The organism is Pauljensenia sp. UMB3104 (genome assembly GCF_030217285.1).
GTDB lineage: Bacteria > Actinomycetota > Actinomycetes > Actinomycetales > Actinomycetaceae > Pauljensenia.
This window is the reverse complement of sequence record NZ_JASONN010000024.1, coordinates 19,682-34,050: the sequence shown is the minus strand read 5'-3', so window position 1 is coordinate 34,050 and position 14,369 is coordinate 19,682. Positions and strand designations below refer to the sequence as shown.

General features: G+C 65.7%; 10 protein-coding genes. 7 read left to right on the top strand and 3 right to left on the bottom strand.

What is annotated here, in order from left to right:
• Positions 1 to 122: 122 nt before the first annotated feature.
• Positions 123 to 4,172: a type VII secretion protein EccC gene (locus QP415_RS09425; protein WP_016460974.1), complete on the bottom strand. Its 4,050-nt coding sequence runs from the start codon at positions 4,170 to 4,172 to the stop codon at positions 123 to 125.
• Between the two features lie 138 nt (positions 4,173 to 4,310).
• Here QP415_RS09425 and QP415_RS09420 point away from each other — a divergent pair, with 138 nt between their 5' ends.
• Positions 4,311 to 5,732 carry a hypothetical protein gene (locus QP415_RS09420; protein ID WP_285099814.1) on the top strand — a complete coding sequence of 474 codons (1,422 nt, stop codon included), beginning with the start codon at positions 4,311 to 4,313 and terminating at the stop codon, positions 5,730 to 5,732.
• Entirely contained in the window at positions 5,732 to 7,288 is a 1,557-nt protein-coding gene (locus QP415_RS09415; RefSeq protein WP_285099813.1) for an RDD family protein, read from the top strand. The genes QP415_RS09420 and QP415_RS09415 overlap by 1 nt, the downstream gene beginning before the upstream one ends.
• A 324-nt stretch (positions 7,289 to 7,612) precedes the next feature.
• Here QP415_RS09415 and QP415_RS09410 read toward each other — a convergent pair whose 3' ends face one another.
• Both QP415_RS09410 and QP415_RS09405 read right to left on the bottom strand, forming a co-directional pair.
• The gene (locus tag QP415_RS09410; RefSeq protein WP_016460977.1) at positions 7,613 to 7,894 is read right to left on the bottom strand and encodes a WXG100 family type VII secretion target; all 282 of its coding nucleotides are present in this window, start codon (positions 7,892 to 7,894) and stop codon (positions 7,613 to 7,615) included.
• Positions 7,895 to 7,917: 23 nt separating this feature from the next.
• Positions 7,918 to 8,223 (bottom strand): WXG100 family type VII secretion target, encoded by a 306-nt coding sequence (locus QP415_RS09405; RefSeq protein WP_016460978.1) that lies wholly within the window; start codon positions 8,221 to 8,223, stop codon positions 7,918 to 7,920.
• A gap of 195 nt (positions 8,224 to 8,418) precedes the next feature.
• Between QP415_RS09405 and QP415_RS09400 the strand changes: the two genes are divergently transcribed.
• From QP415_RS09400 to QP415_RS09380, 5 genes are all read left to right on the top strand, one after another.
• Complete coding sequence (locus QP415_RS09400; protein ID WP_285099812.1) at positions 8,419 to 9,780, top strand: EsaB/YukD family protein; 1,362 nt, start codon at positions 8,419 to 8,421, stop codon at positions 9,778 to 9,780.
• A 3-nt stretch (positions 9,781 to 9,783) separates the two neighbouring features.
• Positions 9,784 to 11,229: a type VII secretion protein EccB gene (locus QP415_RS09395; protein ID WP_048674712.1), complete on the top strand. Its 1,446-nt coding sequence runs from the start codon at positions 9,784 to 9,786 to the stop codon at positions 11,227 to 11,229.
• 17 nt (positions 11,230 to 11,246) lie between these two features.
• Positions 11,247 to 12,656 (top strand): S8 family serine peptidase, encoded by a 1,410-nt coding sequence (locus tag QP415_RS09390; protein ID WP_285099810.1) that lies wholly within the window; start codon positions 11,247 to 11,249, stop codon positions 12,654 to 12,656.
• Positions 12,653 to 13,849, top strand: coding sequence for a S8 family peptidase (locus tag QP415_RS09385; RefSeq protein ID WP_285099809.1), 1,197 nt, complete (start codon positions 12,653 to 12,655; stop codon positions 13,847 to 13,849). Before QP415_RS09390 ends, QP415_RS09385 begins: the two co-directional genes overlap by 4 nt.
• Before the next feature lie 135 nt (positions 13,850 to 13,984).
• Positions 13,985 to 14,368 (top strand): YbaB/EbfC family nucleoid-associated protein, encoded by a 384-nt coding sequence (locus QP415_RS09380; protein WP_285099808.1) that lies wholly within the window; start codon positions 13,985 to 13,987, stop codon positions 14,366 to 14,368.
• Position 14,369: the final 1 nt, after the last annotated feature.

Sequence of the window (14,369 nt, the reverse complement as noted above, 5' to 3'; positions counted from 1 at the left end):
GCCAGCACCAGGGACGAGGCCGCCGCGAGGGTGCGACGAGACGCGAGAGGGGACATATTTTTCTCCTACTGTCAGACTGTCCGATCATATGCGACCATGGGGCCACCTCGTCAAGAAACGTCTCACCCACGATGCGGAGGGGTCGATGCCATCTGTGCGGAGACCACGCCGAGGTCGCGGTGGATGACCTGTGCACGGCCGGGAATCGCGCGCCGCGGCTTCACGCCGTTGATGATTGCGCCCTCGCTCGGGTTGCCGGACAGGAGGATGCCGGTGACCGCCAGGTCGCCCATCATCTGGAGGACCTTCTCGAAGCTCGCGCGGGCCGCGCCGCCCATACGGCGCGTGAGAATCACGTGGAGGCCGATGTCGCCTGCCTGCGGCAGCAGGTCGACGAGCTCCGCCAGCGGGTTGCCTGACGTGGTGATTGCCAGGTCGTAGTCATCGACCAGGATCCACAGTTCGGGGCCCTTCCACCAGCTGCGCTCACGGATCTGCTCCGCCGTCACATCCGGTCCGGGCAGGCGCTTACGCAGGAACTCGGCGGTGTCGCGCAAGTCCTTCATCGCCGCCTGATGGTTCGTCAGGTAGCGCAGCACATAGTCTTGCGGCATGTCGCTCATGAGGGAACGGCGCATATCCAGGGCAATGATCTTGGCCTGATCGGGCGTGTAGAGGCGCGTAATTTCCTTCATGATCGAACGCAGGAAGGTACTCTTGCCCGTCTTCGAATCGCCGAAGAGGTACAGGTGGGACTCCGCGCGCGTGTTGAACATGAGGGGGCCGAGGCGCGATTCTTCCACGCCCAGGATCATGTCGCCGCCACCGGTGGGCAGCGTCTGCTGCTCGGGCAGCTGAGCGAGGATCTCGTCGACCGTGATCATCTCCGGCAGCAGGCGCAGCTTCGGGCCCTCGCCAGCCACCAGGTGCTCGCGAATCTTCTTGATGGTGTAGGCCACGCCTTCCGACACGGTCGTCGGGTCCTGCTCGGCGTCCGCTCGCGGCAGGCCGATCATCATTTCGTGACCCGCCATGTCGATGCCTCGACCCGGGCGGCCCTTCGGAATGCGGGCGGCGCCCTCGCGGTTGACGATCGACTCCTTCGGGTTCGCCGTGTGCAGCTCCAGGCGCGAACCGAACAGGTCCTGCGCTTCGGAACGGAAGTCCATCCAACGGGAAGCGGACACGATGAGGTGAACACCGAGGGACAGACCTCGGCTCATCATCGTCGTGACCTCGCGGTCGAGGCTGTCGAACTCGGAGCGCAGCGCGCCCCAACCGTCGACCACCAGGAACACGTCGCCGTAGCCGTCGTCGTAGCGCCCCTCCAGGCGTCCGCGACGGTAGGTGTCCATCGAATCGATGGCGTTCTTACCGAAGTAACGCTCGCGGTCATCCATGATCGCCGCGATTTCGGCGAGCATACGCGTGCGCACTTCGGTGGTGTCACGCGTCGCGACGCCGGCGACGTGCGGTGCACCCGCGAAACCGGCGAAGGTACCGCCACCGAAGTCCATCACGTAGAACTGGACTTCCTGCGGCGTGTAGGTCAGCGACAGCGCCTGCACGACGGTGCGCAGCGCCGTCGACTTACCGGTTTGGGGGCCGCCGACGATCGCGAAGTTACCGCCCGCACCCGACAGGTCCAGGACGAGGGTCTCGCGGCGCTGTTCGAGCGGCAGGTCGACCGTGCCGAGGGGGACGCGCAGCGTGCCCGACTCGCGCCAGGCGCGCGACACGAAGCCCAGCTCCGGGTCCGGACGCAGGTCCGGCATGAGGGTCGCAAACGTGTCGGGGGTCTCCAGGGGCGGCAGCCACACCTGGTGGGCCGGATAGCCCTTGCCCTTCATCTTCGCGACTGCGATGTCCATTTCGGACATGTCCGCCCACACCTCGTCGCCCGCCAGGACGATTTCCTGGTTCTGGTCGACCTCTTCCTTCTCGCCCAGCGTGTCCTCGCGCGTGATGACGGGCGCGACCGTGAAGGGCAGGATCTCGATGGGAGCGCTCGGGGCGCCGGCCGTCGAGGCCTCGGAAATCGACGCGAGAGTACGCGCCGGCGGGGGAGCAGCCACGTAGGACGCGCGGAAACGAACGAGGCCGTCGCCGCCGGCCTTCAGGAAGCCCGAGCCGGGCAGCGGGGGCAGCTTGGCGGCGTCGGGGATGCCCAGGACCTCGCGGGAGTCGTTCTCCGTGAAGGTCTTCAGGGCGATGCGGTACGACAGGTGGGACTCCAGGCCGCGCGCCTTACCGAGGTCCATCTTCTGCGAGGCGAGCAGCAGGTGCACCGACAGGGATCGGCCCAGACGACCGATCATGATGAAGACCTCGCCGAACTCAGGCTTCGCCATGAGCATTTCCGTGAACTCGTCCAGGACGATGAACAGGGCGGGCAGCGGCGGGAAATCGTGCTTGCCGGCGATGCGGTCCGCCTCGTAGTCGGAGACGTTGGCGTAGTTACCGGCCTGGCGCAGGACCTCCTGGCGGCGCACCATTTCGCCCTGGAGGGCGTCCTGCATACGGTCGACCAGGGAGAGCTCCGACTCCAGGTTCGAGATCATGGCCGACACGTGCGGCAGGTCCGACATGCCGGCGAAGGTCGCGCCACCCTTGAAGTCGACGAGGACCAGGTTCAGCTGCTCCGGGGAGTGGGTGAGCGCCAGGGCGAGGACGAGGGTACGCAACACCTCGGACTTACCCGAACCGGTCGCACCGATCAGGAGGCCGTGCGGACCCATACCCTGCTGGGCGGATTCCTTGATGTCCAGGACGACCGGCGCTCCCTCGGGCGTGACAGCGAAGGGAGCTGCGAGGCGTTCGCGGCCCTCGCGGCGGCGCCACTGCTTCTCCGGGTCGAAGTCGCGGATATCGCCGATGCCGACGAGCTCCATCAGGTCCTTCTGGCGGGACTCGTCCGAGCGGCCCACCGGAGTGTCGGCCTCTTCCAGGTTCTGCTGGGTGGCGAAGGGCGTCATACGGCGCGCGATGGCCTCCGCCTGAACGGCGGTGAGGCGGTCCGCGAAGGCCTGTTCGGGCATCGTATCCATGGTGACCACGTCGACCACGTCCGCGCCCTTACGATCCGGGTTCGGGTGGATGAGTAGACGCAGCGTCGTGTGCGACTTCATGGGCGTCCACTCGCGGGCGCGGCTCATGATCGTCACGCCCTTGACGCCCGCGAGGGAGCCGAAGGGGGACGAGGGCGGGAACTCAGCTCCGTCGCACACCAACAGCAGGTGCGGGTACGCGGGGATTTCGTCGCCGAACTGGAAGGCGCCTCGCATCGCGATGTCTGTGCCGATCATTTCCGCGAGCTCCGCGGGGTCGGTGGAGATCATGCGGCCCGGGCCAACCGCGTCGCGCACGGTGGAGGAGCGGGCCTGGGGCATCCACTTGACCCATTCCCATTCGCCCAGGCGATCCGCCGAACACAGGACGGCGATCTTGAGCTTCGAGGGGTCAATGAAGCACGCCAGGTGCATCATGATCGCGCGCATCTCGTCGTAGACGGCCTCGCCCTCGCCCGCGACCTCGATGTGGCTGTAGTCGCCCAGGTAGAGGAACTTACCCACGTTATCCGTGTGGTCGTGAACGTCGATGAAACGCTCCATCGCCGACAGGCAGACGACGTCCATCTCCGTCATCGGGTCGATTGGGGGGCGCTCAAAAATCAGGCCGAGGGGCTGGGTGCCCGACCCATAGCGGAAAGCGAAGAGGTCGTAGGTGCCGCCCTCGCGCGACCATAGGCGCGAGCCGTTGGCCGCCAGCGTGACCAGGGCGTCGGGATCCGGATACACCCAGTTGTAGTAGGCGCGCTGCTTCTTCGCGACCTTGCGCACCGACTCGCGGGTCTCCGCCAGGTAGGAGAGGTACTCGCGGCGCTGCGTCACCACGCGCGTGCGGTACTGGGAGAACTGGCGATACATGTTGAAGCCGACCATGCCCAGCATGGCCACCAGCATGCCGCCGCCCATCAGCATGGAGCGCGAGTTGCCGTTGTTCTGCAGGGCCATGAAGACCATGACGCCCGTCGAACCCAGCATGGGGACAACCATCATCAGGACGTTGCCCATCGATGCGGGCTCGGCCTTTTCCGGCGGGATCTGGATAGCGAGGCTGCCGGAGGGCTGCTCCGGAACCGCGACACTCCGCCGTTTTCTGCGTGTAACCATGAGGTCTCCTCGCGCTGTGCGCGTATGTGTTCGATGCGACTGAACCCAGTGTAGCTGAGTGGACTTCCAAGTTTTAACCGGCGGTTAGCGTCGGTGCATTACACTGGGCACTGTTGTTTACCTGAGAACGGAGGTTACATGAGCGCCACCATGGTGTCAGTGACTGTGATCGACTCCGATGGCACCTCCGATTTCGCGGCCCCTGAAGGGACGACGGTCGCGGGCCTGTGCGCCATGCTGGAGATCGATCTGTCCCTCCCCTCCGTCCGTATCTCCTATGCGGATGGGCGCCCCCTCGAAGGCGGCGCGGTCCTCGGACGCGACCTCCCCGCGGGATCCACCATCGCCCTATCGAGCCGCGTCCTGTCCGCGCAACAGCTGAACGAGGCCTCGGCCCGCCAGGAGAATCAGTGGCTGTCGCCCGCCCTGGCCCTGGTCGGCTTCTGCTTCCTGATCCTTGGCGCCGTCTCTTCTCTCTGTCTCCTACCCCTCCTGGGCGATGCCGCCCTCGTCGGTTACCAGCACGTTGAGGAGGGCCCGCAGTGGGCCAGGGCCATGTCGGCCATCCCCTTGTGGGTGCGCGCGCTCTGCTCGCTCATCTGTTGCGTCACGTCGGTTATTCCTCTCTTTGCGTCGCGCAAGGTGCGCTCGCGCCCCATGCTGCTTCTCCTCCTGCCTGCCCTCGCCGGATACAGCGCCATCGGTTTCGTGGCCGTCGCCGGTATTCACGCCCTGACGATTGCTCCCGTCGTCGGTGTCTGGGTCGCCCTCATCGTCTCGCTGGCCGTCGTGTCGTTGACGGTGACCCCCTCGGCCCTCAGCGCGTTGATCGCCTGGGTGAGTGCCACCGTCCTCGTGACGATCGGCGCCATCCCCTTCTTCTCCCTCATCAACATTGCACCGCTGTCCGTCATGGTCGGCGTCTACCTGTTGCTCATGGCGCCCCGCCTGGCGCTGCGCGTGCCCGACAGTCAGCTCGTCGATGCTTCCGCCGTACAGACGATCGCCTCACGCATCCGCCAGCCCCCCGTCCAAAAACCCAGCCCGGTCACCGGTGGACGCATGGCCACCGTCCTCGGGCACACGGAGGCGCGCAACACCCTGCTGGTTGTCGCCTCATCCATCTTCATCCTCGCCGGTGGCTTCTGGTTACCTCGTCGCGTGGTGCCCGTGGATGACATGGGACAGGGGATAGCAAGCCTCGTCCTCATCATTGCTGCGATCATCGTGCTGCTCACCGCGCCGCGTGCCACGCGCACCCACCTCGGGCACATCCTGCCGCGCCTGACGGCCTGTGCGCTCCTGTATGTCCTCCTCTTCGGTGACTGGATCACGCTGCCTGGGTCGCTCGGCTGGATGTATCCGCTCATCCCTCTGAGCATCATCCTCATCCTCGGCATCGTGACGGTCATCATGACCGGCTTCGTCGAACCCAAGGGCCACGCTGCCCTCGTCGGTACGATCCTCGACTTCATCCAAACCTTCTGCACTTTCGCACTTCTACCCGCGGCGTTCATGTCTTCGGGTCTCTTCCTGTTCGCTTGGAGGGCGGTCCTGTAATGCCTGACACCACAAAGACCCCGTTCGCGTCCGCAACCCCCTCGCGGCTCGTCGGCGCCTATGTCATCGACATGCTCGTCCTGGGCGCGCTCCTCGCCGCGACGTGGCTCGTCTACTTCACGCCCCTGACGATCACACTCATCACCGTCGAGGCCGTGATCGCCGCAGGGATCATGCTCGGCGCCACCGGACGCACCCCCGGCATGGCTGCCATGCGCGTGTGCCTCATCCGTGATGAGGACGACGCCCAGACGCCGTCCCTGGGCGCCGCGATGGGCTACATCGCCCTGACCGCGCTGCTCCAGATCACGATTGTCGGACCCCTCGCCTGTCTGGCGATGGCCCGCGATGGCCGCACCTGGCTGACTGGCCCCACCCGCACCCGCCTCGTCGACCTGCGTCAGCATGCGGCGCTCGCGGCCGGACCGGGAGCCGCTGGCATGGCCGGGTACTCCGAGCGTCCGCGCCCGGGCCAGGCTCCCAGTGGTTTCGAGAGTGTTCACCCGGCGAGCTCGCCGAACCAGTGGGGCGCCCCGAGCGCACCGCTCACGCCCGTTCCGCAGGCGGCTCTCGACTACTCGGCGCCCGGCCAACGCGCCAACGACCCTTACGGGCCCGATTACAGTGCGCCTTCTGTTCCGGCTGCGCCCCCGCAGGGCGTGCCCGATGCGCATCGGCCTGCTCCCCAGCGGCCCGCATACGCGCCCGACGCGCAGGCTCCCGCGCCCTCCTCGCAGATTCCGTCGATGCCCACGTTCTCGTCGCCGCCTTCGGATGTGCCCGCGGCCCCCGCATCTGTTCCGCAGGCCCCCGCACCCGCCTCGCAGGCTCCCGCTGCTCCGTCGGTGCCCACGTTCTCGTCGCCGGCTTCCGATGTGCCTGCGGCACCTGCCTCTGTTCCGCAGGCCCCTGCGCCGGCTCAGCAGGACACCTGGGGTGCGCCCGCTCAGCAGGACACCTGGGGTGCGCCCGCTCAGCAGGCGCCCGCGCGGTCTCAGTATTCGCAGAGCGCCCCGGCCTCGTACTCTGAGCCGTCCTTCGAGACCATGCCCTACCGCGGCCCAAACGGTGCGGTCGCCGGCATGTCCGCACCGCCGCCCACTCGCCGCGCCGTTCAGGCGGGCCAGGCTGCCCAGCAGGCATACGCGGCCCAGCAAGCGCAAGCGCCGCAGGGTGGCCGTTCGCAGTGGGGTGCCCCCGCCGCTCCCGCGCGTCCTCAGCTGCTGTGGCTCATCTTCGACTCCGGGCAGCGAGAGCTGATCGACGAGCCTCTGGTCCTCGGGCGCAGGCCTGCGCCCGTCGAAGGCTCGCGGTCCGTCATCGTGCCGGACACGACCCTGTCGCTGTCGCGCACGCACATGCGCATTGGGCCGACCGCGACGGGTGTGTGGATCGAGGACGCCTTCTCTGCCAACGGCACGGAGATTCGCACGCCTGATGGGCGCATTTCTGCGCTCGCGGGCGGGCAGGCCGTTGAGGTTCCCCCGGGCACTGAAATCATCGTGGTGGACCGTCGCGCCACGATCGTCCTAGCGGACGCCGATTCGGTGCAGTAACGCGCGATCGTCTGGAGGATCCCGCTGTGGCCAAGGCCGCAGCGGGATCTCTTGTCTGCGGTGAAGGGGCTGATCCTCATGCACAGCGTCGAAAACGCAAGAAATGCAACGAATGCGCATCATTGTGTCAATATGTATGAAACACGCCACAATGATTGTCGAGAGGGGCCCTTCGAGGAGTTTTTGCCCCCGTGAAAGCTGATTTTTTGTTATTCGGTTAATTTCGATAGTCGCCGCCCGAGAAAGAGCTGCTCGCGATAAAACGAGGGAGGGGCCACCCCATCGATGGGGTGGCCCCTCCCTGAGCGCGTATGCGCGGTGCTATCAGAAGCGGGCGGCGCTAGCCTGGTCCGTCTGCTGGTAGTTGGAACGCGCGGAGTCCACGGCCGCGGAGGTGCGGGTGAGGACGTCCTTCAGGCCGTCGAGGCCCTGGTTCCACTGGACCTGCGCAGCGTTGTAGGCTTCCTGAGCCTGGCCTTCCCACGAGGAACGCAGCTGGTTCAGCGTGTTCTCGAGGTCGTCGAGGCAGCTCTGCAGGTTGGAGGCGCCGGTCTTGATGTCGGCGGCGGCGCTATCGAGAGCGGCGTAATTTACCTGGAAATCCATCTTCAGTCTCCTGTTCTAATCTCTCACAGTGCGCCGAGGATCTGCGAGAACGAGCTCTCGGTCTCGGCCTCGTTGGACTGCATTGCCTTGTCGGCGCTGCTCAGGTTGTCCGCGAGCTCCTGAAGAGCCTGGTTAACCTTCGCCGCGTTGTCCTGCCACTGCTGCATCAGCTGGGTGAACTGAACCGAGGCGCTGCCCTGCCACGAGCTGCCGATGGTCGACAGGTCGCCCTCGAGGCGACGGAAGTGGCCCTGCAGGTCGTTGTAGGTGGACTCGATCGCGGAGACGCCCTGTGCAAGGGCGCCATCTACGGCCCGCTGGTCTGCCATGTGAACCTCCATTTGTATGAGTGAACTCTCTCGCGGGGATGCGTGAGAGCATGGGGACACATGAATACTAACCATGTTTTCATCTCTTTTTTCGATGTTACGCAAAAATCATGACAAAACCTGACCGACAACCTAGACTTACAGGGTTGTGTCGTGTAGCCACAGACCCCATCACGCGGCAACCGGGAGGATCCAATGGCATCGAAAGCAGCTCGTGGAGTCGCGCTGATTCCACTCACGATTACCTATGGCGTGGATCGGACCGACGTGACGATCCCGCAGTCGATTCCGTTGGTGGAGCTCCTGCCCGGCCTCGTTGAATCCGTTGGAGCTTTCAGTGATCAGCCCACAAATGACGGTTTCGCAGTGCGAACCGCCTCGGGTCGTCTCCTCGATCAATCGAAGTCACTGTCTGCCCAGGGGGTGCGCGCCGGTGCTGCGCTGACGCTCGAACCCCTCGGCGAGGGCGCTGCCGACATGGTCTACGACGACCTGACGGAAGCGGTTGGTCAGGTCGTCGAAAGAGTGTCCACTCCTTGGACGCGTGATGATGCTCGCACCTTCGCCGCGCTGTCTGCTGCCGCCCTGATTTTCGTCGCTGCCGTCCTCCTGGCGACCACACCACAGGACGCCATTTCCTCCATGCAGTCCGGCAACGTCGCCTTCTTCAACTACGTCTACGGTGCGATCGGAGTGGTTGCCGCGCTCCTCGTGACCGGTACCTCAGCGGTCGTGACTCGCAAGTATCCCGGGCCCGCCGGTATCGCCCTCGCCCACACCGTGCCCTTCCTGACCGCCGCGTCGGCGCTGCGCCTGTCGCAGAGTCAGTGGGACACCGGCGGCTGGATCGCCGTCGGTGTTGGCCTGCTCGTCGGCTCTCTCGCCGCGCTGACCCTCCCGAAGCGCTATCGAATCTCGATCGCCGCCCCGCTCGTCCTGGGAACGATGATGGCTGCCACCGGACTCATGGTGAAGGTCGGATCCCTCTCCCAGGTCGGCGTGTCCGCCCTGCTTTTCGCTCTGGTCATTGTGCTGCTCCAGCTCGCGCCGTGGATCGCCCTCGCGCACATCCCGGTGAGGATTCTGGACGCGAACACCAGCGAACAGATTCCGGCCCAGGGGATCACCGATCAGGTGACCACATCGTTCGTGTTCGTCGTGTCCCTGCGCGCCGGTGGTGCGCTTGCGGCGGTCTTCCTGACGGTGTCGATGCTCAGCACCGCCGGCTTGCGCTCTTTCTCCGTGCCTCTGGCGCTGGTGGTCCTCGGCTCGGTCTCTCTCATCCTGCAGACCCGCTCGATCCGCGCCCGCGTTGAGGTCCTCCTCAGCTCGCTGACGGGCCTGACGACGATCCTGGTTGGCGCAACCCTCGTGACCCGCGCCGACCCGGCGAGCCTGCCGTGGGTGACGCTCTTCGCGATCGCCGCCGCCCTCGTCCTCGTCGTCACGAACGTTGTCGGGCCTCGTGCGCGCCCGCACCTGACGCGCATTGCGGACACCATCGCGGTGCTCTCGCTCTTTGTCCTGATCCCTCTGGCCGTCTACCTGTGGGGCTGAGTCATGCCGTCGAGTAAAGACATCCTGGAAGCCCAGCGTTTCAATCGCAACCGCCTGATCACGGCGTTCACGTCCGGCACCCCCGGGGGCCGCGAGGTCGATCCTCCCTCGCCGGTGCGTCCCCTGCTGTTCGGCGTGCTCGTCGCGCTCGTTATGTGTGTCGGCGCCGTGGGTATGCGCTTCTTCAACACGAATCCGGACCTGTCGGGTATGAATTTCGTGCTGGTTGACGTCAAGTCAACGGGCGCGCGCTACTTCCTCGCCAATGGCGTCCTTCATCCGATCTCGAACGTGACGACCGCGCGCCTGCTGGCTCAAGAGTCCGGCCTGACGATCGTGTCGGCCAGCGCCGAATCCCTGGACGATATCCCGCGCGGTGCTCAGATCGGGCTGTCGGGCGTGCCCGACGACGTCCCCGGAAAGGATCAGCTCGCGAAAGTGTGGCTGTCCTGCGTCATCGAGGAGAATCACCACACGTGGATCGGGCAGACTCTGCCGGAGGCTAACTTCCCGCTCACTCCCGCGACATCCGCGCTCGTGACCCCGGACCATGGCAAGACCACCTACTTCGTGGATACCAAGACGGAGAAGAAGTACCTCATCGACGAGACGGATTCGCGTCTGAGCGACTGGGTCCTCGCGTTCCAGAACCGCGTCGGTTACCCCGTCGAGGCCGACCCGCAGTGGGTGGATCTCTTCCCCTCGGGGACGCCGCTGAAGTCGTGGAGCTACAGTGACATCCCGAATGCGGGTGCCCCCGCGACGGACCTGCCCGGCCCCCTCAAGGACGCGAACCTGACGATCGGCACGGTCATCGAGCAGACCAACACGAAGGGCGAGGTCCAGAGCGCCTACCTGGTCGTGAACTCCTCGCAGCTGGCGGTCTTCAACTCCACCGCCGCGCGCCTGTATCGTGACGCGCCTGCCACGAGGCAGTTCGACACGGACATGTTCAAGGACGTGACTCCCGTCCACGCGGACTTCATCGGCGAGGACTGGCCAGCCTACGACGATTTCTCGGATCCCGTGTGGGACGACCAGAAGGCTGACGCGTCGAATCGTACGGCCCTGTGCGCGCAGATGACGACCTCCAACACCACCCCCAAGCTCGGTCTGTACACGATGCCGCGTCAGCGCGCGATCGAGGCCTCGTACGATCCTGAGTCCGTGAGCTCCTCCTCTCCGACCACGAACCGCTCGGTGACGGTGGCGGGCGGCTCCGGCGCGCTCGTTGCGATCACGTCTGCGGGCAGCCAGGCGGCGGCGTACGCCTTCGTGTCGGACCAGGGGTACATCCATTCGCTCGGCCCCACTCCGATGGTGTCCATGAAGGCGCTGGGCTGGACCGAGGAGAACGTGTCGACGATCCCGGAGGCGTGGGCGAATATCATTCCGCCGGGTTCCGACCTGACTCCGCAGGCGGCCGCCTCCTCAGTGGGGCTCTCGTGACCCGGGGACGGGCGCGCGTGCGCTCGCTTCGCCGTGGCCTCGTGGGAGCTGCCGCGGTGGCGGGGCTCGCGCTCGCGCCGGTCCTCGCTCCCGCGTCCTCCTCGGACGAGGCCGGGGCATCCTCCGCGTTCGGCCCGGCGATCGCGCACGCCGACCCGGCCCCGACGCCGAGCGTGCGTCCCACGCCCACGGCGCCGCCTTCGGACGCTCCGACGGAGGCGCCGGAGGAACGCAAAGAGGAGACCTGCCCGCAGGATTCCCCGCGGTATATCAAGCAGGAGCCCATCATCCTCGATCAGGTGGGCGTCCGTCGTGCGTGGGATATTTCGCGCGGTGCGGGCGTCACGGTCGCAGTCGTCGACTCTGGTGTGGCCGCCGGTAACGAGCACTTCAACTCGGGTGATCCCTCCGTGGTCCTGCCCGGCATCGATCTGAGCGGTGAAGGCACGGATGGGCGCGTCGACGTGGGCGAGCACGGCACGGCAATCGCCGGTGCGATCGCTGCTCGGCAGCTTCCTGCGGCGAAGGGCTCAGGTCTCATCGGTGTCGCCCCCGAGGCGAAGATCCTGCCGGTGCGCATCGAGACCGGCCTCGAGCAGGGCAATACCGACAAGCCGGGGCAAGAACCCTTCATGTCGCGCGTTGCCCGCGCGATCCGCTGGGCCGCCGACAACGGCGCGCAGATCATCGTCGTCGCCCAGTCTTCCAAGGACCCGAACTCGGACCTGGAGGCCGCGGTTGCGGCCGTGCGAGGACGCGCGCTCGTCGTCGCGTCCACCGGCAACACCTACCAGGACCAGAAGGACAACGAGGTCGTCTACCCGGCGGCCTACGAGGGCGTCCTGGCGGTCACCGCCTCAGATGCCAACGGTTTTGCCTCGGATCAGCAGGTGCACGGTGCGCACGTGGATCTGGCGGTGCCCGCTGCAGTCATTCACACGACCTGGTTCGACCAGGCCGATTGCCTGGTCGGCGGGTACTCGGGCGATACGCCGCTGCCCTCCTCGTCGTACGCGACGGCCTACGCCGGCGGTTTCGCGGCCCTCGTGGCCTCGCAGTTCCCCAACGAGTCCCCGGACATGTGGAAGTACCGCCTCGAGGTGACTGCGCTGCGCGGCGCCTCCGATCAGCGCACGAATGAGCTCGGGTGGGGCATTGTTGCGCCCTACGAGGCGCTCACCTTCGATGACATTGGCACGAGGTACGGGCCGCCTCACCCGGATCAGGCTGGCCACCCCGTTCCGAGCCGCCCCGCACAAGTGTCCCCGCATCTGACGAGCCGCGACAACATCATGACGATGCGCACATACATCGTCATTGGGATCGTCGTCCTGGGGGCTGCGGCCCTCGGCGGCCTCGTCATCCTGTCGCACCTGCGTGGTCGGCCGGTTGCCATCGAACGAGATGACGACGAGGACACGCCATGATGACTCGGGTTGTGCGCCGCTGGCGGCGTGCGAGTGCGCTGGGTGTGGGCATCTTCGCCCTCACCGTCGGTGCCGCCGTTGTGCCAGCCGCTCCGGCGAGCGCTGCCGACCGCGAGGTGACGGGCGCCGACGAGGAGTATTACTCCTACTACAAGCTGGCCTCCCTGCATAGCCAGGGCTACACCGGCGAAGGCGCGATCATCGCCATGATCGACGGGCACGTCAACCCGAACATTCCCGAGCTGGCCGGTGCCACGATCGAAAACAAGAGCCCGTGCACGGTCAATTCCCTGCCCGATAACGCGGACCACGGCACGGCCGTCGCCCAGATCCTCGTGGCGCCCAAGTTCGGTGTCGCCCCCGGCGCGACCCTGTACACCTACGACCTGGGGTACAGCCAGGAGGAAGTAGGTTCGGACTGCGCGACCGCCGGTGTGTACGCGCAGGGTGAGGCTGACACGTCGCTGCTCATTGAGCAGGCAATCAACGATGGTGCTCACATTATTTCGATCTCGAGCAACTATCCGCACTATTCCGAGGACCTTCGGTGGGCGATGGCGCGCGCCATTTCGGAGGGCGTCATTGTCGTCGCCGCGATGGGGAACGAATCTACCGAAGATCCCGACGACACGCTGCCCATGTGGTCCGGGATCTGCGGTGTGGGCGCCATCGAGTCGAACGGTTCGCTGACCGACTACAGCAACTGGGGCAACGGCGTCGAAACCGTTGCGCTGGGTACCGCGACCGTTCGCAGCGGTACTCGGGGAGATGTTTTCACGGCGCAGGGAACGTCCTTCGCGACCCCTATCGTCGCCGGATTCCTCGCGATCGCCTGGCAGCGCTTCGACGAGAGTGTCACCTCGAACCAGCTCCTGCAGGCGATGACCACGACGGGCACGGGAAGCAACGGCGACTGGAACTATTACACGGGTTTTGGGCCCGCCGACCCGTGGGGGCTGCTCAACGCGAAGGCCTCGACGCTGCCCGACACGAATCCATGCGAATCGAAGACCTATTCGTCGAACCCGAGTTGGCAGGACGTTGAGGACTATATCGACGGCACTGTCAATCCGCTGCTGATGAGGAACGACAACGACTACGTCTACCGCGGCGTGAACGAGGATGCGGCGTTTAGTGCGGACAACGACTACCCCATGAACCTGGGGACGAGCCCGCGCTATCACCGGCAGTGACTGGTGCATCCGCTGTCGCGGAGTGATGTGTCAATTCTGAACAATCATCCAGTCGGTGGATTTACTCGGGATTGGTGGGTGTCTCGCAGGTTGAAGCGGCTCCCATATTTGCGTCTTGTCGGTTAGGATAACCGTATGGTAGATGTGATGGGGCAGACGCCCGAAGAATTTGAACAGATGCTGAAAGATCAGATTGCTGCGGCCGAGAAGAAGGCCAACGCAATCAAGCAACTCGTCGATCGCCTGACCAGCGCTCGGATCTCCGGCACGGACACCAACCGTGACGTCGAGGTCGAGGTGAACTCAGACGGTCGTCTCACCAAGATCTCCATCGACGACAACGCGATGGAAGGCAGCGCCGAGGAACTCGAGCGCTCGATCATGGAAGCCTACGCGCAGGCCGGACGCAACATGGCGTCCTTCGTGCGCGACCACGTGCAGGACTTCCAGGACGACGGCGGTGCTATCGAGGCATACGCCTCCACCGTTGAGCCCGTCCTGAACTCCCTCGGGCGCTGAT

Coding starts and splice junctions, on each gene's coding strand:
- QP415_RS09425 (WP_016460974.1), bottom strand. CDS start 4,172: ATGGTTACACGCAGAAAACGGCGGAGTGTCGCGGTTCCGGAGCAGCCC.
- QP415_RS09420 (WP_285099814.1), top strand. CDS start 4,311: ATGAGCGCCACCATGGTGTCAGTGACTGTGATCGACTCCGATGGCACC.
- QP415_RS09415 (WP_285099813.1), top strand. CDS start 5,732: ATGCCTGACACCACAAAGACCCCGTTCGCGTCCGCAACCCCCTCGCGG.
- QP415_RS09410 (WP_016460977.1), bottom strand. CDS start 7,894: ATGGATTTCCAGGTAAATTACGCCGCTCTCGATAGCGCCGCCGCCGAC.
- QP415_RS09405 (WP_016460978.1), bottom strand. CDS start 8,223: ATGGCAGACCAGCGGGCCGTAGATGGCGCCCTTGCACAGGGCGTCTCC.
- QP415_RS09400 (WP_285099812.1), top strand. CDS start 8,419: ATGGCATCGAAAGCAGCTCGTGGAGTCGCGCTGATTCCACTCACGATT.
- QP415_RS09395 (WP_048674712.1), top strand. CDS start 9,784: ATGCCGTCGAGTAAAGACATCCTGGAAGCCCAGCGTTTCAATCGCAAC.
- QP415_RS09385 (WP_285099809.1), top strand. CDS start 12,653: ATGATGACTCGGGTTGTGCGCCGCTGGCGGCGTGCGAGTGCGCTGGGT.
- QP415_RS09380 (WP_285099808.1), top strand. CDS start 13,985: ATGGTAGATGTGATGGGGCAGACGCCCGAAGAATTTGAACAGATGCTG.